General features: G+C 72.2%; 19 protein-coding genes. 14 read left to right on the top strand and 5 right to left on the bottom strand.

Annotation, left to right across the window (positions count from 1 at the left end):
- Positions 1-102: 102 nt before the first annotated feature.
- The 3 genes from AB0G10_RS15215 to AB0G10_RS15225 all read right to left on the bottom strand — a co-directional run bounded on the left by AB0G10_RS15215 (position 103) and on the right by AB0G10_RS15225 (position 3,043).
- Positions 103-951, bottom strand: coding sequence for an SgcJ/EcaC family oxidoreductase (locus AB0G10_RS15215; RefSeq protein WP_360920587.1), 849 nt, complete (start codon positions 949-951; stop codon positions 103-105).
- Positions 952-1,021: 70 nt separating this feature from the next.
- Complete coding sequence (locus AB0G10_RS15220) at positions 1,022-1,999, bottom strand: sigma-70 family RNA polymerase sigma factor (RefSeq protein WP_360920590.1); 978 nt, start codon at positions 1,997-1,999, stop codon at positions 1,022-1,024.
- Positions 2,000-2,062: 63 nt separating this feature from the next.
- Positions 2,063-3,043, bottom strand: coding sequence for a serine hydrolase (locus AB0G10_RS15225; RefSeq protein ID WP_360920593.1), 981 nt, complete (start codon positions 3,041-3,043; stop codon positions 2,063-2,065).
- Positions 3,044-3,128: 85 nt separating this feature from the next.
- Here AB0G10_RS15225 and AB0G10_RS15230 point away from each other — a divergent pair, with 85 nt between their 5' ends.
- Both AB0G10_RS15230 and AB0G10_RS15235 read left to right on the top strand, forming a co-directional pair.
- Positions 3,129-4,742, top strand: a complete 1,614-nt coding sequence (locus tag AB0G10_RS15230) for a GAF domain-containing SpoIIE family protein phosphatase (protein WP_360920596.1) — start codon at positions 3,129-3,131, stop codon at positions 4,740-4,742.
- Between the two features lie 68 nt (positions 4,743-4,810).
- Positions 4,811-5,155 (top strand): STAS domain-containing protein, encoded by a 345-nt coding sequence (locus tag AB0G10_RS15235; protein WP_360920598.1) that lies wholly within the window; start codon positions 4,811-4,813, stop codon positions 5,153-5,155.
- Between the two features lie 3 nt (positions 5,156-5,158).
- Here AB0G10_RS15235 and AB0G10_RS15240 read toward each other — a convergent pair whose 3' ends face one another.
- On the bottom strand, positions 5,159-6,397 hold the full coding sequence (locus tag AB0G10_RS15240) for a multidrug effflux MFS transporter (RefSeq protein WP_360920601.1): 1,239 nt from the start codon (positions 6,395-6,397) through the stop codon (positions 5,159-5,161).
- 97 nt (positions 6,398-6,494) lie between these two features.
- Here AB0G10_RS15240 and AB0G10_RS15245 point away from each other — a divergent pair, with 97 nt between their 5' ends.
- The gene (locus AB0G10_RS15245; RefSeq protein WP_360920603.1) at positions 6,495-7,337 is read left to right on the top strand and encodes a phosphatase PAP2 family protein; all 843 of its coding nucleotides are present in this window, start codon (positions 6,495-6,497) and stop codon (positions 7,335-7,337) included.
- On the opposite strand, the gene AB0G10_RS15250 is transcribed toward AB0G10_RS15245, so the two are convergent.
- Entirely contained in the window at positions 7,334-7,732 is a 399-nt protein-coding gene (locus AB0G10_RS15250; RefSeq protein WP_360920605.1) for a DUF6157 family protein, read from the bottom strand. The genes AB0G10_RS15245 and AB0G10_RS15250 overlap by 4 nt on opposite strands.
- A 35-nt stretch (positions 7,733-7,767) precedes the next feature.
- Between AB0G10_RS15250 and AB0G10_RS15255 the strand changes: the two genes are divergently transcribed.
- The 11 genes from AB0G10_RS15255 to AB0G10_RS15305 all read left to right on the top strand — a co-directional run bounded on the left by AB0G10_RS15255 (position 7,768) and on the right by AB0G10_RS15305 (position 21,680).
- Positions 7,768-8,670, top strand: coding sequence for an AraC family transcriptional regulator (locus AB0G10_RS15255; protein ID WP_360920608.1), 903 nt, complete (start codon positions 7,768-7,770; stop codon positions 8,668-8,670).
- Positions 8,671-8,832: 162 nt separating this feature from the next.
- Entirely contained in the window at positions 8,833-10,245 is a 1,413-nt protein-coding gene (locus tag AB0G10_RS15260; protein WP_360920765.1) for a choice-of-anchor M domain-containing protein, read from the top strand.
- A 55-nt stretch (positions 10,246-10,300) separates the two neighbouring features.
- Positions 10,301-11,416: a DUF916 domain-containing protein gene (locus AB0G10_RS15265; protein ID WP_360920611.1), complete on the top strand. Its 1,116-nt coding sequence runs from the start codon at positions 10,301-10,303 to the stop codon at positions 11,414-11,416.
- Positions 11,413-12,975 carry a TIGR03773 family transporter-associated surface protein gene (locus tag AB0G10_RS15270; protein WP_360920614.1) on the top strand — a complete coding sequence of 521 codons (1,563 nt, stop codon included), beginning with the start codon at positions 11,413-11,415 and terminating at the stop codon, positions 12,973-12,975. Before AB0G10_RS15265 ends, AB0G10_RS15270 begins: the two co-directional genes overlap by 4 nt.
- Positions 12,972-14,483, top strand: coding sequence for an anchored repeat ABC transporter, substrate-binding protein (locus AB0G10_RS15275; protein ID WP_360920617.1), 1,512 nt, complete (start codon positions 12,972-12,974; stop codon positions 14,481-14,483). The genes AB0G10_RS15270 and AB0G10_RS15275 overlap by 4 nt, the downstream gene beginning before the upstream one ends.
- Positions 14,484-14,491: 8 nt before the next feature.
- Positions 14,492-15,370, top strand: coding sequence for a choice-of-anchor M domain-containing protein (locus AB0G10_RS15280; RefSeq protein WP_360920620.1), 879 nt, complete (start codon positions 14,492-14,494; stop codon positions 15,368-15,370).
- Complete coding sequence (locus tag AB0G10_RS15285) at positions 15,367-16,089, top strand: anchored repeat-type ABC transporter ATP-binding subunit (protein WP_360920623.1); 723 nt, start codon at positions 15,367-15,369, stop codon at positions 16,087-16,089. The genes AB0G10_RS15280 and AB0G10_RS15285 overlap by 4 nt, the downstream gene beginning before the upstream one ends.
- Before the next feature lies 1 nt (position 16,090).
- Positions 16,091-16,951 (top strand): anchored repeat-type ABC transporter permease subunit, encoded by an 861-nt coding sequence (locus AB0G10_RS15290; protein WP_360920626.1) that lies wholly within the window; start codon positions 16,091-16,093, stop codon positions 16,949-16,951.
- Positions 16,948-20,091, top strand: a complete 3,144-nt coding sequence (locus AB0G10_RS15295) for a choice-of-anchor M domain-containing protein (RefSeq protein ID WP_360920629.1) — start codon at positions 16,948-16,950, stop codon at positions 20,089-20,091. Before AB0G10_RS15290 ends, AB0G10_RS15295 begins: the two co-directional genes overlap by 4 nt.
- A gap of 68 nt (positions 20,092-20,159) precedes the next feature.
- On the top strand, positions 20,160-20,864 hold the full coding sequence (locus AB0G10_RS15300) for a thioredoxin domain-containing protein (protein ID WP_360920632.1): 705 nt from the start codon (positions 20,160-20,162) through the stop codon (positions 20,862-20,864).
- Between the two features lie 3 nt (positions 20,865-20,867).
- Entirely contained in the window at positions 20,868-21,680 is an 813-nt protein-coding gene (locus AB0G10_RS15305) for a cytochrome c biogenesis CcdA family protein (protein ID WP_360920635.1), read from the top strand.
- The last annotated feature ends 213 nt before the right edge of the window (positions 21,681-21,893 follow it).

Below are 21,893 nucleotides of genomic sequence, written 5' to 3' on the forward strand. Positions count from 1 at the left end.
CGGAAGGGGTCGGCCGTGCCCGCGTCGATGAAGGTGGGGCGCGTTCGCATCGGCGTCACCGTGACGCCGATGCGAACGCGGGAATGAGGCGGAGGCTTGTCGTCAGGGCCGCAGATCGGTACGAACGGCCCCGGTCTGCGGATCCAGGGGGTAGGACAGGTGCTGGTGCACCATCGACCATGCCGAGTCGGTGCGGCGGAACACGCGGGTGCCGCGGGACCACGTCTCGATCAGCTGCCCGTCCGGGCCCTCGGCCTGCACTCGGTTGAGGCCCCAGGCGACGGCGACGTCGTCCGCGGTGACGACCGTGAGGTCCGGCACCTGCCAGGTCACCTCACCGGTTCCTGCTTCCAGCCCGTCTTGGCAGACCTGCCGGACCTGCGCCCGGCCGATGTGTTCCAAGGGTGTGATGTGCTCGTAGGAGACGACGTCGTCGGCGATGCCGGCCATCAACCCGTCGAGGTCCTTCGCCGCCGTTCGCTCGAACCACTGTTCGTGCAGAGCCCTGATCTCCAGCTCTGCGGCCGCCCGGTCAGCCGAGTCCGCCAGCGGGAACGAGTGGTGTTCATGGGCGACGAGCCACCGGTCGGCTTCCTTGCGGAGCCCCAGGGTGATGCGCAGCCGGTGGTCGGGGCGGCGGGCGAGATCGTCGGGTGTGCCGCACCGCAACAGCACGTGCGCGAAGGCGACGTCGGCTCCGGCGGTCACGTCGGTGGTGACGATCTCGAACACGGCGCCGCCGGCGAGCCATCGGAAGAACGGCGGCCAGGCGTCCCGGTACGCGTCGATGCCGCGGACACCGTCCTGGGGCGGTGGCACGTCGAACATCACGATGTCGTCGGCGTGACCGGCAAGGACCTCCGGCAGGTCACCCGCCCGTATCGCGGCCACCCAGTGCTCGATCAGTTCGGTGATGAGTTTCTCGTCGTCTCGGTGCTGCTGCACAACCATGTGTGCCTCCTTTCACCGGTACAACCCGGTGCGGGTGGCAAATCCATCGCTGTCCGGCAGACTCCCGCCGTCATCCGGGCAGGCTCGCCGGCAGCCCGAACGCCGTGAGGTCGGCATCCAGGAACGACACGACCTCCCCGATGTGCCTGTCGCGCAGGGTCAGAACGTCGAGCCCGCCGGGAAGGTAAGCGGCCTGCTGCTCGTCCCAGCGGTACGTCCCGAAGGCGAGCTGGCCGTTCGCCGTCGTGGGCAGAAATCGCCAGCGACACCGCAGAGGACCGGCGAGCAGGAATCCGCGGATGGCCACCCGGCCGGCGAACCAGGTCGCCACCGGCGGCATCGAGTATCGCGCGTCATCGGTGAGCAGCGCGACGATGGTCTCGACATCGCCGGCCTCCCACGCTCGCGCGTACCGCCGGGCCAGGTCCCGAACCGCCTCGTCGCCCAGCTTGCGCATCGTGGCCTGCTGCGTCGCGGCGGGCAGGACCGGGTCGAGGACCGCACGCGCTCGTTGCATCGCGCTGTTGACGGCTGCCACGCTCGTGTCGAGCTGTTGCGCCACCTCACGCGCGCTGAAACCCAGCACCTCGCGCAACAACAGCACCGCACGCTGTGGACCGGACAGCCGCTGAAGAGCAGCCACGAACGACAGCTCGATGCTCTCCCGCGCCAATGCCCGCGGCTCCGGACCGAGCCGTTCGTCCGCGTAGGGCTGCAACCAGACCACCTCGGCGTCGGCCCCGGCAGCGTCGTCGAGATGGACGGGAAGCTCCCGGCGGCCCCGCCGCTCCAGCATCGACAGGCACCGGTTCGTGGCGATCCGGAACAACCACGGCCGTACCGATCCGCGTGCCTCGAATCGGCCGAGTGCTCGCCACGCCCGTTCCAGCGTCTCCTGGACAGCATCCTCAGCGTCGTGGAACGAGCCCAGCATCCGGTAGCAGTGCGCCCGAAGCTCACCACGCAACGGACCGACCAGAGCCGCGAACGCGTCCGGGTCTCCGGCTTGTGCCGCCGCCAGCAGAGTCGGCTCCGAACCCGGTACCACAGCGCTGTTCCTCCCGCAGAGGGGTCATTTACCGAATCCGCATGGTAGCCGCGCCGGTAGGACTCAGCCGCCGTGGTTCGGGCGGAACGGCTGGGGCAGGGTGCGGGCGGCCGCCGCGGCGGGCGCGGCGGGCAGGCTGTCGAACAGCGCCCGGCCGATCCTGGCGTGCGCCTCGACGGCCGGGTGGGTGGCGCCGTAGTTCTCCGGGTCGCCCAGGCCCTCGGCGAACATCGCGTAGGTGAGCAGCGGCGCCCCGTCCGCGCTGAACATGATCCCGGCCTCGTGCCGGGACTCCCCCAGCTCGTTGAAGTCGGCGCCGTACTTGGTGGCGACCCGCTCCCGCTCCTTCGACGACATGACCCGGCGCACGCCGTCGTGGTACCCGTTGAGCCACCGGGTGACGCTGAGCAGGAAGTCGCACGACTCGGGCGTGAGCAGCGTCCTGGTTCCCAGCCGCCACAGCAGGTCGTGCATCTCCCGCGGCGTCGTGGTGCCCAGGAAGAACCGGTTCGGGTTCGCCACCGGTTCGACGCGGGTGTGCACGAAACCCTTCGCCGCGAGGATCTCGTTGATCTCCAGGGCCGGCACCACCCGGCCGCACATCCGCACCGCCGTGTTGTCCGAGACCAGCAGCATCGCGGTCAGGAAGTTCGCCACGGTGATCTCGTCGCCCCACACCCGGTGCAGGTGGTAGATGCCGGAGCCGCCCAGGATGATGCTCGCCGGCAGGTCGAGCTTCGTGCCGAGCGTCAGCTCACCGCGGTCGATCTTGTCCATCACCGCGGTGGCGACCGCGAGCTTCTGCACGCTGTAGCCGTGCGTCACGTGGTCGGCGTCGTCCTCGACGATCGGTTTCGGCACGCCCCGGCGGTCGACAGCGGCGATGTGGGTGTGCCACACGCCGCCGGCCCTCCGCTTCTCCCGGGCGTACACCTTCCGGACGCTCGCCGGACCGGCCGGCGCCGCGGAGGCGGGGCTGCTCACGGCCGCTGCCGCCACGGCGCCGATACCCAGGGCCGACCGGCGGGACATGCTCGCTGACATCGCTCTCCCTCGATGAGTGATCGATCACGCGGCAACGTACACCACGCCCGCTCCTCAACAGATCGACGATGTGTGACCATTAGCCGTGAGTTCCGCCGACACGCCGCCGCTTGCGGGGGCGGATCCCGCGCTGGAGCGGTTCGCCGCGCTGGTGCGCACGGCTCTCGGCGTGCCCGGAGCGCGCGTGGATCTGCGGCCGGGAAATCTTCAAGATCAAGAGCTTGCGGGGTACGCGTCGGCGCCGCTGACCGACGCGGACGGCCGGGTCATCGGTCATCTGCGCGCGTTCGACAGCGTCCCGCGGCAGTGGAGCGATGCCGAGCTCCGGCTGCTGGCCGATCTCGCCGCGGCCTGCTCGGAGACGCTGCGGCTGCGCGCCGCCAACCGTCTCCTCGAGCAGCGCCAGGGCCGGGCCGCCGCGCAGGGGGTCTCGGCCGACGCGGCGTTCGACCGCAGCCAGCTGCTGCTGCGCGCCAGCGTCGCGCTGGCCGCCACCGGCACCGCCGAGGACGTCGTCGACGTCGTCCGCGACCTGGTCACCAGCACCCTGAACCCGGCCTACGTGGGGATCTCGATGCTCGACGCCGACGGCCGGGTGTCGCTGCAGTCGGGCCGCTCGCTGCCGCCCGGCGTCGCCGCCCGCTGGGACCTCTACGACAGCGCCGCGACCACGCCGTCCGCGCTCGCCACCCGCGGCGGCGTCCCAGTGCTGCTGCCCGACATGGCCGCGGTCCGCGCCCTGGCGCCGGACGCGGCCGGCACGTTCGTGGAGATGGGCTGGCAGTCCGCCGCGAGCGTGCCGCTGCCCGGACCCGGCAGCCCGGTCGGGGCGCTCACCTTCGTCTGGAAGCAGCCCTACGTCCTCGACGCCGCCGAGCAGGCGATCCTCGCGGCGCTGGCCGGGTACGTGGCCCAGGCCCTGCGCCGCGCCGACTACCTGTCCTCCCGGGAGAACGCCGCGAGGGTGCTGCAGACGGCGCTGCTGCCGGACCTGCCCGACGTCGCTCCGTTCGAGCTGGCCGCCCGCTACGAGCCGGCGTCCCGCGGCGAGCACGTCGGCGGTGACTGGTACGACGCCGTCACCGTCGACGAGGACCGGCTCGCCGTGGTCGTCGGCGACGTCACCGGCCACGACATGCGCGCCGCCGCCCGGATGGGCCGGCTGCGCAGCAAGCTGCGGCTGCTCCTGGTCGACCGCCACGAGTCACCGGCGGCCGTGCTGCACCGGCTCGACACCGCCGGCCAGGCCCTCCGCGACCTGATCACCGCGACCGCCGTGCTGGCCTACCTGCAGCCCGGCCCGGACGGTGCCGGCCACGTGCTGAACTGGTCGAACGCCGGTCACCCGCACCCGCTGCTGATCACCGCGGCCGGGGCGGTCCCGCTCGGCGGCCGCGATCCGCTGCTCGGGCTGCGGGCGGCCCGGCGGCGCACCGACCACGGCCGGCACCTGCCGCCCGGCTCGACCGTGCTGTTCTACACCGACGGGCTCATCGAGACCCGCGGCGCATCCCTCGACGACCGGGAGCGGCTGCTGTGGGAGACCGCCGCGGCCCGCGCCGGCGCACCCCTGCCGGACCTGCTCGATCACCTGTACGCGGTGCTGGCCGGCGACGATCACGAGGACGACGTCGCGATGATCGCCATCCGGACGCCGCCGGCGACGCGACGGTCATCGGGCTCCGACCGGGGCGAGTAGGGTGTATTGATCCAAGCGTCGCGGCGCCGGCAGGCCGAGCGCATCACCACCGACGCAAGGACACCTCGATGTCCGACATCCCGCTCTGGACGGCGGCCGTCACGGCCCGGGACGGCACGCACGTCGTCACGCTGACCGGCGAGATCGATCTGGCCGCCGCCGATCAGCTCCTCGACCTGCTCCGCGCCGAGATCGACACACCGGCGAGCGTCGTGGTCATCGCCGACCTCACGGGCGTCACCTTCCTCGACTCGGCCGGCCTGGGCGCCTTCGTCGGCGCCTACAACCACGCGGGCCTGGCCGGGCGCCGCTTCCAGCTGGTCAACCCGGGCAGGCCGGTCAAGCGGATCCTCGAGATCAGCGGCGTCTACGACGTCTTCGTCCCCTCGCAGGCCGGTGACGACGACCGCTGAGGCTCAGTGCACGACCGCGAGGGCCGGCTCCAGGTCCTCCACCGGGAGCCGGCTCGGGCGCACCACCAGGAAGCACACCAGCGACGCCGCCAGCATGCCGCCGAACACCACGACCGCCATCGCGACCGAGCCCACGCCGAGCACGCCGACCAGCGGCGCGGCCAGCGCGCCCACGCCGAACTGCACGGCGCCGAGCAGGGCCGCCGCGGTGCCGGCCGCCTCGCCGTGCCGGTTCAGGGCCAGCGCCGGGGCGTTCGGCATGGCCAGGCCGACCATGGTGAGCACCAGCCAGAGCGGCACCAGGATGCCGGCCAGGCCGCCGATCCCGGTGACCGCCAGGACCAGCAGCACCAGGCCGAAGCCGAGACCGGCCAGCAGCGCGAAGCTCATGATCTGCTGGGGCGTCCAGCGGCGCAGCAGCCGCACGTTCAACTGGGTCGCGGCGATCAGGCCGACCGCGCCGGCCGCGAACACGAGGGCGAACTGCTGCTCGCTCATGCCGTACTCGTCCTGGAAGACGAACGACGCCCCGCTCACGTAGGCGAACAGCGCGGCCATGGCGAGACCCGCGACCAGGATCAGTCCGACGTACACGCGATCCTGGAAAAGCGCTCCGTAATCACGCAGCGTGCCCACCACCCCACCGCTGCGCCGGCGGGACGCCGGCAGCGTCTCCGGCAGCACCAGCGCGGCGGCCGTCGTGATGGCGACGCCGATGACGGTGAGCACGACGAACACGCCGCGCCACGAGGTCCAGTTCAGCACCAGGCCGCCGATGGTCGGCGCCAGGATCGGCGCCACCCCGACGACCAGCATGAGCCGGGAGAAGAGCCGGGCCGCGGCCATCCCGTCGAACAGGTCGCGCACCATCGCCATCGCGACGACGGCGGCCGCGGCGGCGCCGAGACCCTGCAGCACGCGCAGCGAGCCGAGGACGGCCAGGTTCGGCGCGAACACGCAGAGCACCGAGGCGAGCACGTGCACGCCGATGCCGGCGAGCAGCGGCAGCCGCCGGCCCAGCGCGTCGGAGAGCGGCCCGACCAGCAGCTGGCCGAACGCCAGGCCGATCAGCGTTCCGGTGAGAGTGAGCTGCACGGCCGCGGCGGTCGTCGCCAGGTCGGTGGTGATCGTCGGGAGCGACGGAAGGTACATGTCGATCGTGAGGGGTCCGAGCGCGGTCAGGAAACCGAGCACGAGGACGATCCCGAAGCGACGCTGGTCCGATGTTTTCTCTGGGGCCACGCCCTCGACAAGTTGTCCCGCGCCGAGGATCTTCCGGCATCCCGCAATCCGTAACGGCGGTCACACGCGCTTGACACCAGCGGTTACGCTCAGTCACTTGGATCACATCGGCCGGCGTCTCACGGCGCCCTTCCTCATCGGCGTGCTCGCCACCCTCGGCACGCTGGCGACCTATCACGTCTTCGTCCGCACCATCTCCGGCCAGTGGCTGGACACCGCGGCCATGCTCGGCACCGACATCAGCCACCCGCGGCTCGCCGGCCTGCTCAGCCGTTCGCTGGACGCCACGAACATGCGTACCCTGCTGGTGATCTGCCTGATCGTCGCCGCGATCGGCCTGGCCCGCAGGCGCGCCGACCTGGCCGCCGGGGCGGCCGTCCTGGTGCTCGGCGCCAACATCACCACCCAGCTGCTCAAGAGCCGCCTGCCGCGCCCGGCCCTGGACGGCCTCAGCTATCCGAACTCGCTGCCGAGCGGGCACACCACGGCGGCCGCCTCGGTGGCGTTCGCCGTGGTCCTGGTCCTGCCCGAGGCCGTCCGCGGGCTCGCCGCGCTGGCCGGGTCGCTCGGCACCGCGGTCATCGCGATCGGCACGGTCTGGGCGCGCTGGCATCGCCCCAGCGACGCCATCGCCGCCCTGCTGGTCGTCCTGGCGTGGGGCGCGCTGGTCGCCTTCGCCATCCGGCTCAGACCTTCGCGTACGCCGCGAGGACCTTCGCGGACGCCGCGCCCGAGCCGGATCGGCACCCTCCCGCTCCTGGTCACCGGCGCGGTGGCGGTGCCGGTCACGGTGGCCGGCCTGCTCTTCGGCAAGACGTCGTCGGCCATGGCGACACTGCCCGAGCCGAGCCGGCTCACGTTCGTGACCGGGGCGGCCGGGATCGCGGCGGTGGTGGCGGTGTCGTTCCTGGCCTGGTTGTGGCTGACCTCGTCGGATTAGCGCCGGCTGCGCATGGCCCTCGTGACCGTCCCGGTCCGGGAGAGCCGCTCGTAGTCGGCCGACCCCATCGGCACCAGCGCCACCCGCCCCTCGCCGTCGCAGTGGATCCCCCAGCCGTACCGTTTGCCCAGGTCGCTGGCGCGCAGGCAGGGTTGCCCCGTGGCGAAGAACTTCTCCCGTGCGGCGGCCCGCTCCTCCTCCGGCAGCCCCTTCCGGTCGGCCCACACGGTGAACACCACGTCGTCGGAGGTGTGCGCGTAGGGCGCCTCGGCGATCATCCGGAACGTCCGCTCGGCGACGCTCGGCGTGGCCCGCTCCGGCGGAATCGTCGCGGCCACGGCCGTGGTGTCCTCGGCCACCTGGATGAACGTGTTCACATAGTTGGTGGAGTGCATGGCGGCCATCCTGCGGGGCGCGGAGGGAGGAAGTCTTGGAGATTCGCGACAGGCCTTCTCTCCCCGGTGGCGCCACGGACGCCGCGCGGCCCATCGGCCGCTTCGAACGCTCCGGCGTCCTCCACCCCGAGAACCTGGACCGCTACGCCGCGACCCGGCACGAACCCGACCCGGCGATCGGCGCGGTGGTCGACCACTTCTGGACCGTCGCCTGGAACCTCCCCGACGGCGAGCGCATCGAGCAGCGCATCCTCACCGACCCGGCCGTCACCCTGACCGTCGAGGCCGGCCACGTCCCGGCCGAGCTGGTGGTGACCGGCGTGCACCGCAACGCCTGGACCCGCGAGATCGCCGGCTGGGGAACCGGCTTCGCGATCCGCCTCCGCCCCGCCGGTCTCGCCGTCCTCAGCGACCTGACGCCGGCACGGATAGCCGACCGCACCTGCGCCGTCTCGCCGGCCCCCTCCCCCGCCCCTGCCGGTGCCCCCTCCCCACGCCGGATCCCGGAGGTGGTGGATCGGCGGCTGGCGGCGCTGCTCCGGGCCGTCGCCGGAGAGCCGGACACCCCCTCGCGCATCGCCCGGGCCACCGCGCTGATCACCGCCGCGATCACCGCCCGCCCGCCGACCCCGCGCCGGCTCCTCGCCAACGCCGCGATGGACGCGATCACCCGCGGCGACCCGCTGCCGGCCGGCCCCTCGCTGCGCACCGTCGAGCGCGCCCTGCGCGAGACCGTCGGCCACGGCCCGGCCTGGCTGCGCCGCCGGGTCCGGCTCCAGGAGGCGGCCCGCCGGTTCGCCAGCGACGGCGAGTCCGGGGCGGCCGCCATCGCGGCGCACCTCGGCTACGCCGACCAGTCCCACCTGATCAACGAGTTCCGCGCGGCGACCGGCCGCACCCCCGGCGAATACCTCAGGTCCCTCGCCCTCGGCAGCTGACCCCCGCGGATGCACGTCTGCGCATGTCAGCAGCCATCGATGACCGTCATCGACCCCCTGGAGACGACATCGAGCGCCGTGCTACCTTCTCGCCACCACGAAAACGAGAGTCGTTTTCATTAAGGTGATCAAGAAGGGAGACGACGCGTGAAGAGACCCCTCCTGGCCGGTCTCACCCTCGTCGCGACCACCCTCTTCGCCGCCTCCCCCGCACACGCCGCCGAGCAGGTGACCCTCGCCAAGGGTCACACCGACGCCGTGGACATCCGGTACGAGAACGGCGAACTGAAACTCAAGGTCAAGGACGACACGGTGAGCCCGGCGGTGGTACGCGACCCGGCCGACGTCACCTTCCAGGTGCTGCCCGCGGCCGAGACGACGGTTCCGGACCTGCCCACGTTCGGCTTCCTCGGCGAGCCGGGCGACCGGATCTGGATGCTGCCCCAGGTCCAGGACCCGAACCTGCTCTGGCCCGGCTGGAACACCACCGAGCTGAAGAGCGGCACCTTCGCCGGCGACAAGGTCACGCTCAGCCTGATCGGCGCGGACGGCCCCGGCGACGTGACCCTGTTCGACACCACGTCGCTGGGCGTGCCGAACATCAAGTTCCGCAGCGCCGACGGCCTGCCGGACCGGCTCGACGTGCCGGTGCACACCCACGCGCACGCCGGCTGGGTCTTCTCCGAGCAGGGCGAGTACACGTTGCGGTTCCAGGCGGACGCCACGCTCGCCGGCGGGGCGACGGTGAGCACCGGGCCGGTCGACTACCGGTTCACGGTCGGCGAGACGACGACCGGGAGTGTCCGGATCGACGGCATGGGCGACGGCGAGTACCAGCCGGGCGACACCGTCACCCTGCAGGCGGTCCAGACCCCGGTCACCGGGAACGCCACCTACCAGTGGTTCAGCCGCAAGCCCGGCGAGGACGGCTTCACCGCGATCGAGGGCGAGACCGGCGCCGCCTACCAGTTCACCGCTACCCGCGCCCTCAACGGCACCGAATACCAGGTGAAGCTCGGCGACGGCACCACCAGCGAGGGCGTCTGGCTCTGGGTGGCGCTGCCGCAGGAGGGCAGCAGCACCGCGAAGTCGATCACCGCGACCATCAACGCGTCCGAGGGCGCCCTCGTGATCAGCGTCGATCCCGGGGACCGTGCCGTGACGCTGCCGGCCGCCACGCTGTCGGCGGCGGGCGACCGCTGGGAGAGCACCGGCGCGCTGAAGCCGGTCACGGTCACCGACACCCGGGTCGCGAAGCCCGGCTGGACCGCGACCGGCCAGGTCGCGGACGGTTTCCGTACCGATGACGGCAAGACCTTCGCCGGCAGCTACCTCGGTTGGACCCCCACGATCGTCGCGCAGAGCGACGGCCAGGGTGTGATCGCCGGTCCGGTCGCCGTGCCCTACGTTCCCGGTCAGCCGGGCGTCGGTCTCGGTGACAGCGCGGCGCTCGCGGCCGCGCCGAACGGCTCGGGTCTGGGCACCGCCCGCCTCGACGCCCAGCTCAAGCTGAGCGTTCCGACGAACACGGCGGCCGGCACCTACACCGGCACGCTCACTCTCACCGCCATCTGAGAACCCCGCGGGGGGCGCGCTTCCTGCGCCCCCCGCGGCCTTCCGGAGACCCTTCATGCGTACGGCCTCAGCCGCCACTGCCATCGCCATCCTCCTGACCGCCGTCCCGGCCCAGGCGGCACCTCGAGCCGAGCCGCTGACCTGGTCGGTGACCCCTTCCGGCCCGGCCGGCCCGAACGGCCGTCCCCACCTGGACTACAAGCTCGACCCGGGCGCCGCCGTCACCGACCACGTCGCGGTCACCAACCACTCGAACCGGCCGCTCACCCTGCGCCTCTACGCCAGTGACGCCTACACCACCGCGGCCGGCGGCTTCGACCTACTGGCCGCCGACAGGCCACCGACCGGCGCGGGCCGCTGGATCACCCTGTCCCGGACCACGCTCACCCTGCCGGAGTCCTCCCGCGCGATAGTGCCGTTCACCGTGAAGGTCCCGGCGAACGCGACCCCGGGCGACCACGCGGCCGGGGTGGTCGCCTCGCTGACGGCCGCCACCACCGACGCGAGCGGCAACCAGGTCACCGTCGATCACCGTGTGGGAGCCCGCGCCTACCTGCGCGTCACCGGCCCGCTGCGGCCGGCCCTGTCCCTGACCGACGTGGTTCTGACGACCGAGACCTCCTGGAACCCACTGACCCTGCCCCGGATCACCGCCGCGGTCACGATCGCGAACACCGGAAACGTACGCCTGGCCGCCACCCCCGAAGCCCGGGTGGAGGGCCCGTTCGGCCTGGGCCGCCGAACCGCCACCGCCCCGCCGATCCCGGAGATCCTCCCCGGCGGCGCCCTGCGGACCACCATCCCCCTGAACGCGGTGCCACCCCTGCTCCGCGAACACCTCACGGTGGCCGTGACCCCCTCCCCCGCCGACGGCCGCCCCATCGACCCGGCTCCCGTCCGCGCCACCACCGACCACCACCTCTGGCTGATCCCGTGGTCCCAGCTGGCAGTCCTGGCCCTGCTCCTGGCAGCGGCCACCACCTGGCTCCTCCTCCGCCGCCGCCGGATCCGCCGCATGACCGCAGCCCTGGCCGCCGCCGAACAGCGAGGCCGCGCCCAAGCCACCCGCCCCCAGGAAGCCCGCACCCAGGAAGCCCGCACCCAGGAAGCGGGCCGTACCGAGGAAGCGGGCCGTACCGAGGAAAGCCGTGCCCAGGAAGGAACGCCATGAACAAGCCTGATCTGCGCAGAGCCGCCGCCGTCGCGGCCGCCTCGCTCGCCGTGACCTTGGGGACGGGCACCCCGGCTGTCGCCGCCGGGCCCGAGGCGGACGGCGCTGATCTCGTGTCGTTCTCGGTGGAGTCGGGGCAGCTGCGGATGAGCTTCCGCGGCGCCGGCGAGGGTGGTGAGGATCCGCAGTCGGTGCGGTTCAGCACGTCCGCCTCGCCGGCCGGGGTGGTGCCCGACGATCCGGACTTCGCGTTCCTGGGCAGGCCGGGAACCCCCGTGTGGTCGCTGCAGGACGGGTCGCCGTTCTCCACCTTCGACACGACCGCGATCGACGGCGGGCCGGTCACCCTCGAACTGGCGTCGGTGGAAGGGCCGGGGGCGTTCGCCGCCTACAGGCTGTCCGCGTGGGGGCGGCCCACCCTGCTGCTCGACAGCGACGGGCGGACCAGCACGCGACTGCCCGCCGGACAGCGGCTCGGCGGGGTGGTGTGGCTGTTCGACGCGGCCGGGGAATACCGGGTCACGCTGCGCGCGGTGGCCGGGACGTCGTCGGACGTGGCGACCTACCGCGTCGAGGTGCCGCAGGGGGATCAGTCGGGAGAAGCCGCCCCGGAAGCGGGTGCGCCGGGGGTGGGACTGCCTCGGAGGGCCGGCGCGACTGCCGGTGATGGCGGGGAGCGCGGTGCTTCCGTCGTACCGAAGAAAGGGACGGTGACCACCGCCCAGGCGGCGGCAAGCCGCAGGGTCATCGCGGACGGGCATGTGGACATGGGGCCGCAGCTCGACGGGGACGCTCTGGCGGTCAAGCTGAAGGACGACTCGACCACGCCGCCCACCTGGCGGGAGCTGGCCGACGTCGTTCTGAAGGTCACCGACAAGGCGCTGATCGACGTGCCGGCCGGGGCGGGATATGCGTTCCTGGGTACGGCCGGCGACAAGGTCTACCTGCTCCCGCAGTCGCAGCAGGCCGGGATCGTCTGGCCGGGGTGGAACACGCAGCACGCGTCGGTGGTCGAGGGCACCCGCGGGAACGTGACGTGGCGGCTCAAGGAGGTGAGCGGGCCGGGTGCGTTCAAGCTGTTCCTGACCGGGTCGTTCGGCACGCCCGAGGTCATCTTCGACTCCGCGAAGAGGCTTCCGCAGCAGCTCGGTGTCGCGCCCAACACGCATGCTCACGGGAACTGGGCTTTCACCGAGGCGGGGACGTACCGGCTCAGTGTCGAGATGAGCGCCACGACGACGGCCGGCAAGACGGTGTCGGACACGAAAGTGCTGGTCCTGGCCGTCGGCGATGCCACCCAGACCGGCGCTGACAACGGTGAGGGCGGGCCGAGCGAAAACACCGGCAAGGGCGAGGACACCGGCAAGGGCGAGGGCGCCGGCATCGGGAGCGACGGGAGCGGGGAAGGGACCGACGAGGGCAGCACCGGCGGCGGGAATCTTGCCCGGACCGGCGCGAACGTCATGTCGGTGGCCGGCGGCGGCGCCCTGCTGCTGATCGGCGGCACCACCGCGGTCATCCTGGCCCGCCGCCGCCGCGACGAGGCAGCGCCGGAATGAGACGCACGCTCGCCCTGATCCTCGTCGGCTGCCTCGCGGCCTGCTCGGCGCCGCCGGCCCTCACCGGCAGCGACGACCGGGTGCAGGTGGTGACGACCACCGGGGTCCTCGCCGATCTGGTGCGCCAGGTAGGCGGCGACCGTGTGCTCGTCGACTCGATCGTGCCGGACAACGCGGACGCGCACGCCTACGAGCCGACGCTCCGCGACGTCCGCAACATCGTCTACGCCGACCTGGCGTTCAGCAACTACCTGCTGCTCGAAGCGCAGAACGTGATCAAGACGCTGGACGCCAACCTGCCGGACGGCGTCGAGCAGATCTCGCTGGCCGAGGGCGCGACCAAGTACGCCGCCGAGATCATCCCGCTGGTCGAGGACGTCTCGCTGGACACCATCTGGCTCGGCCTGCGTGCGGCCGGCACCGGTTCCGCGTACGGGGTGACCCGCTCCTCCGACATCCGGCTCTCCGCCACGGCCGTGAGCGGGCCGGGCCGGATGATCGCGTATCTGACCGAGTCGTTCGGCAACCCGGACACGTTCCTCGACTCCGGCGACGGCTTCGACGCCGCGAACGGGTTCCGGGACGACACCATGATCCTGCCGCCGGACGCGCACACCCACATGAGCTGGGCGTTCACCGAACCGGGCATCTACCGGCTGGCCCTGCGCGCCGAACTCGCGGTCAGCGCCGGGAGCCGGCCGATCCCGATGGGCGAGCAGACCCTCACGTTCGCGGTCGGCGTCGACCCGCACCTCGGGGACGCGACGGTGCTGCGGGACGGGCACACCGACGTGACCGTCGACGTCGACAGCGGCGAGATCTACTACTACTCCGACGGTCGTCGGAACGATCCGGCCCGCACCGTCGTCGAGGTCCCGTCGAAGGCGCTGCGCGAGGTACCGGCCGGCCCGGGGCTGCGGTTCCTCGGCCGGCCGGGCACCCGGATCCACCAGCTGCCGCAGGCGGTGCTCGGGCGGCACGTGCACGGCGAGATCGACCCGCACCTGTGGCAGGACGTCGGCAACGCGCAGGCGTACGTCGAGCTGATCCGGGACAGCCTGATCGCCGCCGATCCGCGCGGTGTCCGGCAGTACCGGGTCAACGCCGACCGCTACCTCGCCGAGCTCGAGGAGCTCGATTCCTACGTACAGAAGCAAATCGATCTCATCCCGGAGACGCATCGCCATCTCGTGACCACGCACGACGCGTTCGCCTATCTCGCGAAGGCCTACGGCATGCGGGTCGCCGGTTTCGTCACGCCGAACCCCGCGGTCGAGCCGAGCCTCGCCGACCGCCGGCGCCTCACCGAGACGCTGCGCAACCTGCGCGTCAACGCGGTCTTCCTGGAGCCGTCGCTGCGCGCCCGCTCGTCGACGCTCGTCGAGGTGGCCGCCGAGCAGGACGTCCGCGTCTGTGACATCTACGGCGACGCCTTCGACGGCCGGGTGCGCGACTACGTCTCGATGATGCGCTTCAACGCCGACTCCCTCCGCCGCTGCCTCTCCTAGGACTCGACTTGATCAATCATGTGCTCGCTCTGACGCTGACCCTCGCCCTCGCGCCGGCGCCCTCTCCCGACCAGACGCTCGACGCCGGCCAGTCCGAGGCGGCCGGGCGCGCCGTGCTCGAAACCGGTCACGTCGACATCGGCCCCCGCCTGCGCGACGGGGAGTGGACCATCCAGATCCACGACGACCACGCGGTGCCGCCGGTGTGGCGGGACGCCGCCGACACGGTGCTGCGCGTGCGCGACACCGCCGAGCAGCAGATCCCGGCCGACGACGCCTACGCGTTCCTGGGCGCGCCGGCCGGATCCACCGCCCATGTGGTGCCGCAGACCGAGAAGCCGGGCGTCGTCTGGATCGGCTGGAACACCCAGGACCCGGGCGTCCTCGCGGCGATCGACCGCGGCGTCACGATGTCCCTGCGCGGGGTGCAGGGTCCCGGCGCCGTGACCGTTTTCCTCCAGTCCGGAAACCTGGGCGCGCCGCAGGTCCTGTGGAGTTCGGCGCGCCCCTATCCGCAGCCGCTCTGGGTCGAGACGAACACCCACACCCACGCCAACTGGGTGTTCACCAAGCCGGGCACGTACCTTCTCGCCGTCGACATCTCCGCCGACCTCGCCGACGGTTCCACGACATCGGCACAGACGGTGCTGCGGCTGGCCGTCGGCGACGCCACCGAGCCCGATTTCGATACGCCGTTCACGGCGCCCCTGCCGTCCGGTTCCGCTCCTGCCGCTGCCGCGGCCTCCTCTTCGGGTACGGGCTCTTCGAGTACGGGCGGAGCCCTCGTGCTGATCGCGATCGCGGCGACGGCGGCCCTGACCGTCGGCGGCCTCGTGATCCGGCAGTCCACGGTCCGTCGCCGAGCCGAGCGGGAGGCGGGCCGATGACCGCCGCTCTCCGGATGACCTCGGTCGACGCGGACCTGGGCGGACGGCCGGTGCTGCGCGGTGTCGACCTCAGCCTGCACGCCGGTGAGTTCGCGGCGCTGCTCGGCCCCAACGGCGCCGGCAAGACGACACTGATCCGCGCCGCCCTCGGGCTGATCCCGCTCCGCGCCGGCGGCATCACCTGCACCGGCGCCGGATATGTCCCTCAGCGCCACGAGTTCAGCTGGGACTTCCCGGCGAGCGTGCAGGACGCGGTGCTGTCCGGGCTGGTCCGGCGGATCGGGTTGTTCCGCCGCCCGGCGGTGGCGCACTGGCGGGCCGTCTGGGACGCCCTCGACCAGGTGCACCTGGCCGACCTGCGGAAACGGCCCGTCGGCGAGTTGTCGGGCGGCCAGCGCCAGCGGGTCCTGGTGGCCCGGGCGCTGGTGCTGCAGCCGTCGGTGCTGCTGCTCGACGAGCCGTTCACCGGGCTCGACATGCCCGCACAGGAGACGCTGACCGCCCTGTTCACCGCGATAGCGCGGGATCGTGCCGTACTCATGGCCACCCACGACCTGGCCGCCGCGGCCTACACCTGTGACCGGCTGATCCTGCTCAACCGGAGCGTCGTGGCGGCCGGGCCGTTCGCCGATCTGCGCGACCCGGAGATCTGGATGAGGACGTTCGAGGTCGGTCCGGCGAGCCACCTGCTCAAGTCCCTGTCGCTGGCCGGAGTCTGACGTGTCCCCTCTGCAGTTCCTCGCCGACCTCGCCAACCCCGACCTCGCGTTCCTGCCGAAGGCCCTCACCATCGCGGTGCTCTCCGCGATCATGTGCGGGGTCGTCGGCTGCTACGTCGTGCTGCGCGGGATGGCCTTCATCGGCGACGCCGTGGCGCACGCCGTCTTCCCCGGCCTCGCGATCGCGTTCGTCTTCTCCGGCAGCCTCGTGGTCGGCGGCACCGTCGCGGGTGTCGTGACCGCCCTGCTGGTGACCGTCTTCGCGCAGAACCGGCGGCTCAAGGAGGACTCCGTCATCGGGATCTTCTTCGTCGCCGCGTTCGCCCTCGGCATCGTGATCATCTCCCGGGCGCCCGGCTACGCCGGCTCACTGCAGCAGTTCCTGTTCGGATCGATCACCGGCATCCCGGACCGCGACCTGTACGTCGTCGGCGGCACCACCGTCGTCGTACTCATGGCGGTCTATCTCCTGCACAAGGAGTTCGTCGCGGTCACCCTGGACCGGGAGACCGCCCGGGCGCTGGGCCTGCGCGTCTTCTGGCTCGACCTGGTCCTCTACGTGCTGGTCACCCTCGCCGTGGTGATGGCCGTGCAGACGATCGGCAACATCCTCGTGCTGGCCCTGCTGGTGACCCCGGCCGCGACGGCGCGGCTGCTCACCGACCGGCTCACGGTGATGATGCTGCTCGCCCCGCTGATCGGCGCCGGATGTGCGCTGCTGGGCCTCTACCTCTCCTGGTCCTGGGACCTGCCGGTCGGCGGAACGGTCGTGCTCACCCTGACCGGCGCCTTCCTGCTCGCCCACCTGGCGGCGCCCCGGCACGGAGTCCTCCCCGCAATCGTGAAAGGAAAGTCAGCTTGATCCTCTCGTCCCCACCCCGCCGCCGGGCGCTCGTGCTCGCGGCGATGACGCTCGCGGTCGCCGCCGTGCTCGCGCCGGCCTCGACCGCCACGGCCGCCGAGGGACCCGCCCCGGAACCGCGGGACCATCGCCTCATCGCGGGCGTGCACACCGACGCCGTGTCCACCTTCCTCGACGACGGCACGCCGGCGCTCGCCTCCAAGGCCGACGTCGCCGAGGGCAACGGCACCCGCTTCGCCGCCGACGACATCCGCTTCCACCTGGCCGACGACGCGAAGGTGACGGTTCCGGCCGGCTACGAGTTCCTGGCGCCGGCCGGCGAGCAGGTGTGGATCGCCCCCGAGTCGAACCCGGGAACCGGTCGCCTCTGGCCCGGCTTCTCCACCGAGTCCGTCCCGGCCGGGGCGGTCGAGGCTGACCGGACCACCTTCACGCTGACCGGCGTCGAGGGGCCGGGCCGGTTCGAGCTCTTCACCGCGGGCGGCCTCGGCTGCGTGAAGCGGCTGTGGTCATCCGCCGGCGGGTTCGACTCCTTCACCGTCGGGCGCACCCACATGCACGCGAACTGGGCGTTCACCGCGGCGGGCACCTACCGCATCGGCGTGCAGGCGGCCGTCGTCATCGGCGGGCGGGAGCAGACGGCCCGGGCCACCTACACGTTCGTCGTCGGCGGCCTGCCCGTGGCGACCCCCACGACCACCGCGCTGTCGGCGTCGGCCACCGGTCTCGTCGCGGGCGAGGCGGTCAGCCTGACCGGCACGGTGACCCCGGCCGGCGCTCCCGGCTGGGTGGAGTTCCTCGACGGCGGCACCATCCTCGGGCACGCCGCCGTCCAGCAGGGACGGGCCACCCTCGACGTGCCCTCCCTGCCGCTGGGCAGCCGGCAGCTGACCGCGCGGTTCGTCCCCCGGGTGATCGACGACTTCGGGCGCTCCACGTCCGATCCGGTGACGATTACGGTGACCGAGCAGGCCGGCGGCGAGGTCTTCGCGATCACCGGGATGGCCGATTCCTACCAGGCCGGCCAGCAGATCGACCTGCGCTTCACCGGCATCACACTCCGCGAGGGCGACCAGGCGCGCTGGCTGATCAGGCCCGCTGGCATGACCACGAACTTCCTGGCCACGCGCGGTGAGCGGTACAGCCGGGACGCCACCGTCGCCCTCGACGGCTCCGACGTCAAGGTGCAGATCCGGGATGCGTCCAACACCGTGGTGCAGGAGACCGGCTATCGCCGGCTGTCCGTTTCCGGCCCCAATCCGGGGACCGGCGAGGTGGTCACGGTGAGTGAGTTGGCGCCGGCTTACTTCAACGGCGATTTCGTACGGGTGACCGCCGGCCACCGTCCCCTGACCGGCGGCGAGACGACCCGGTGGGTGAACCGCACCGTGCCCAGCGGCGTCGACTGGCGGATTCCGCACGAGACCGCGCTGCCCAAGGAGGAGGCGGACGGCCACGTCTTCGACACCTCGTGGCTCAACCAGTACGAGTGGGCGTACGAGATCGTCGCCGCCGACGGCACCGTCATCGGCCGCTCCCCCGCGCTCGCCACCCGGATCGACCGGCGCGAGCTGCAGCTCTCCGGCATCCGCACGGTGTACCGGGCCGGGGACACGCTGCGGGCCTCCTCCGAGCTGTATCCGGCCCGCGAGGACGTCACCCACGAGTGGAGCATCGTCGACGGCGGCACCTTCACCGCGATCCCGGGCGGCACGGCGGCGTCGCTGGAGCTGCCGGTCACGGCCGGCCTCGACGGGACCTACCTGTACCTGACCACGACCGACGCCCGCACCGGCCACTACATCGCCGGCGCGCAGCAGCAGCTGCGGGTCACCGACGCGGCGCCCGGCGAGCAACTGCTCTTCCTCGACTCGCTGTCCGGTCACTACCACCAGGGCGGCGCCGTGAGCCTGCACGCCTCGGCGGACCCCGTCGCCGGCGACTCCGACACGTACAGATGGCTCTGGAAACGCCCGGACCAGGCCGGCTTCGTCGTGATGGACGGGATCACCACGGCGAAGCACGAGGTCCGCGCGGAGCAGGCGCTGGACGGAACCCTGGTGAAGGCGGAGCTGTACTCGGCCGCGGGCACGCTGCTCGCCACCAGCGAGCCGGCGACCATCCACGTCGACGACCACGGGGCCGCGCCGCAGCAGAAGGTGACGGTGGCGAGCGAGCGGCGGGACGGATCGGTCACGCTCAGCGCCTCGGTGGCGCCGGCGTCGATGCTGTCGCGCTGGGAGTGGTACGTCGACGGGCAGCTCGTGACCGGCGAGAACGACGCCCGGCTCACCCTGCCCGCCACCGACGGCGCCACCGTCGTCGCCCGGCTGACGTTCGACGACGGCCGCGCCTACGTCGAATCCGAGCCGGTCACCCTGGAGGCACCCCTCGCGCTCGCGGTGTCCGGGATGGCGTCCTCCTACGCGTCCGGCGAGGCCGTCACGTTGCAGGCGGTGCAGACGCCGCAGGGGCCGCTCGACGCGTATCAGTGGTTCAGCCGGAAGCCCGGCGCCGACGACTACACGGCGATCGACGGGGAGACCGGGGCGTCCTACCGGTTCACCGCCAGTGAGTCCCTCGACGGGACCCGCTATCTGGTGAAACTCTCCGACGGCTCCGCCGTGGTGGCCACCAGCGCGCCGGTCATGCTCGCGGTGACGTCCGGACCGGCCGGCGGGGACGCCGCCAAGACGGTCACCGCGACGATCAGCGAGACCGAGGGCGCCCTCGTCATCAGCGTCGACGCGGCGGACCGCGACGTCACGCTGCCGGCGGCCGCGCTGAACGCCGCGGGCGACCGGTGGGAGAGCTCCGGCGCGCTCAAGCCGGTGACCGTCACCGACACCCGGTCGTCGCAGCCCGGATGGACGGCGTCCGGGCAGATGGCCGGCGGATTCCGGAGTGCCAGCGGGGAGTCGTTCAGCGGGGATCACCTCGGGTGGACGCCCGTCGTCGCCGACGGGGGTGGGTCGGGCGTGGTGGCCGGCCCGCGCGACACGAGCCTCGGCGACGGTGCCGTGCTCGCGTCCGGGTCGGGACGGGGGACGGCTCGGCTCGACGCGCAGCTGACGCTGAGCGTGCCGACGTCCACCGAGGCCGGGGTCTACACGGGTGTGTTGACGTTGACCGCGATCTGACGTCCTTCCAACGGGGGGCTTAGCACAAAAACGGCACGGCGGGCGCCGGCGTCGCCGATCCTGCGCCGATGAGGAGTTCCAAAACTCAGGCTCGGCTGCAGGCTCGGCGGCGCAACCGGCGCATCGGCCTCGGGGTCGTCGCGATCGTCGCCTTCCTCGGCGTGGTGCTCACCGCCCACCTCACCGGCGGCCGGGAATCCGACGACACCCGGGCGGCCTCGGCTCCCTTCATCCGCCGCGAACAGCACGACCCGATGGCGATCGGTGACGTGGACGCGCCCGTCGTGCTGGCGCAGTGGACCGACATGCGCTGCCCGTTCTGCGCCGTGTTCAGCAGGGAGATGCTGCCGGTGCTGCGGCGGGAGTACGTGGACACCGGCAAGGTCCGCCTCGAGGTCAACGACGTGTCGTTCTTCGGTGAGCAGTCCGCGGACGGCGCCGTCGCCGCGCGGGCCGCGGCCGAACAGGGCCGATTCTTCGAATACCTCTCCGCGCTGTATGCGAAGGCCCCCGAGAAGGGACATCCGGATCTGCCTCGCGCGACGCTCGTGTCGTTCGCACGGGAGGCCGGCGTACCCGACATCGCCCGATTCACCGCGGACCTGGACCGACCGCTGCTCCACTCGGCGGCTCAGGCCAGCAACAGCGAGGCCGCGGCGATCGGCGTCACCACCGTGCCGTTCTTCGTGGCCGGCGACAAGTCCCTCTCCGGCGCCCAGTCGATCCCGGTGTTCCGCGAGTTCCTGGACGCCGCGCTCGCCGCCGCGAGCTGATCGGTGGAACTGGGACTGCTCGGCGCCCTGGCCGGCGGCGTGCTGACGCTGCTCAGCCCGTGCTCGGCGATGCTGCTGCCGGCCTTCTTCTCGTACGCGTTCACCGGCCCGGCCCGGCTCCTCGGCCGGACCGCGGTGTTCTACCTCGGCCTGGTCACCACCCTGGTGCCGCTCGGGGTGCTGGCCGGAACCGCCGGCGCCTTCGTCACCCAGCACCGCCAGGCCTTCGTCACCGGCGCCGCCGTCGTGGTCATCCTGCTCGGTCTCGTCATGCTGGCCGGCGTCTCACTTCCGGGCCTGCCCGCCGCGGCGGCGCAGGGCACCTCGGCGGCGGCGGTATACGCGCTCGGCACCATCTACGGCCTCGCCGGAGTCTGCGCCGGGCCGCTGCTCGGAGCGGTCCTGACGGTCGCCGCGGTCGGAGGCAATGCCCTCTACGGCGGGATCGTCCTCCTCGTCTTCGCCGCCGGCATGTGCTGTCCGCTGCTGTTTCTCGCGCTGCTGTGGGGTCGGCTGCCGTTCGTGCGGCGGATGGTTCGCCCACGCGGCGTGCGGGTTGGCGGGTGGAGCAACACGTGGGCCGGTATCGCCGGTGGGGTGCTGACCGTGGCGATCGGCGTGCTGTTACTGGTCACCGATGGGACGGCGTCGCTCGGTGGGGTTCTGGGCGCTTCCGAGCAGGCGGCGGTGGAGGGGCGGGTTCGGGAGATCACCGGCGGGGTTCCGGATCTGGCGGTGGCCGGGGTCGTGGTGGGTGGTGCTGGGGTGGCGTGGCTGGTGGCGCGCAGGCGACCGGCTCGCCGGTGTCAAAAGTGATCACGCAGCCGGCTGGAGCCGATGGCAGTCAGCCTGGCGAAGCGCGTAATCGATGTGGGACGGCGGTTCTACACCTGATTCACTCGATTTCGTGGGCTCAGAGACATCCGGCTGAAGGCTAGAGCGAATCTGACGGATCATGGTCGGCTCCGGTCGGGTTTCGCACGGAGCCAGATCATGATTGAGGCGACGGTAACCGTTGCCTCGTAACGG

The sequence above is a fragment of the Actinoplanes sp. NPDC023714 genome, from assembly GCF_040639855.1.
Classification (GTDB): domain Bacteria; phylum Actinomycetota; class Actinomycetes; order Mycobacteriales; family Micromonosporaceae; genus Actinoplanes.

Excerpts from the sequence above, each read along its gene's own strand:
- AB0G10_RS15215 (WP_360920587.1), bottom strand. The coding sequence starts at position 951 with ATGGTTGTGCAGCAGCACCGAGACGACGAGAAACTCATCACCGAACTG.
- AB0G10_RS15225 (WP_360920593.1), bottom strand. The coding sequence starts at position 3,043 with ATGTCAGCGAGCATGTCCCGCCGGTCGGCCCTGGGTATCGGCGCCGTG.
- AB0G10_RS15235 (WP_360920598.1), top strand. The coding sequence starts at position 4,811 with ATGTCCGACATCCCGCTCTGGACGGCGGCCGTCACGGCCCGGGACGGC.
- AB0G10_RS15250 (WP_360920605.1), bottom strand. The coding sequence starts at position 7,732 with ATGCACTCCACCAACTATGTGAACACGTTCATCCAGGTGGCCGAGGAC.
- AB0G10_RS15265 (WP_360920611.1), top strand. The coding sequence starts at position 10,301 with ATGCGTACGGCCTCAGCCGCCACTGCCATCGCCATCCTCCTGACCGCC.
- AB0G10_RS15270 (WP_360920614.1), top strand. The coding sequence starts at position 11,413 with ATGAACAAGCCTGATCTGCGCAGAGCCGCCGCCGTCGCGGCCGCCTCG.
- AB0G10_RS15275 (WP_360920617.1), top strand. The coding sequence starts at position 12,972 with ATGAGACGCACGCTCGCCCTGATCCTCGTCGGCTGCCTCGCGGCCTGC.
- AB0G10_RS15285 (WP_360920623.1), top strand. The coding sequence starts at position 15,367 with ATGACCGCCGCTCTCCGGATGACCTCGGTCGACGCGGACCTGGGCGGA.
- AB0G10_RS15300 (WP_360920632.1), top strand. The coding sequence starts at position 20,160 with ATGAGGAGTTCCAAAACTCAGGCTCGGCTGCAGGCTCGGCGGCGCAAC.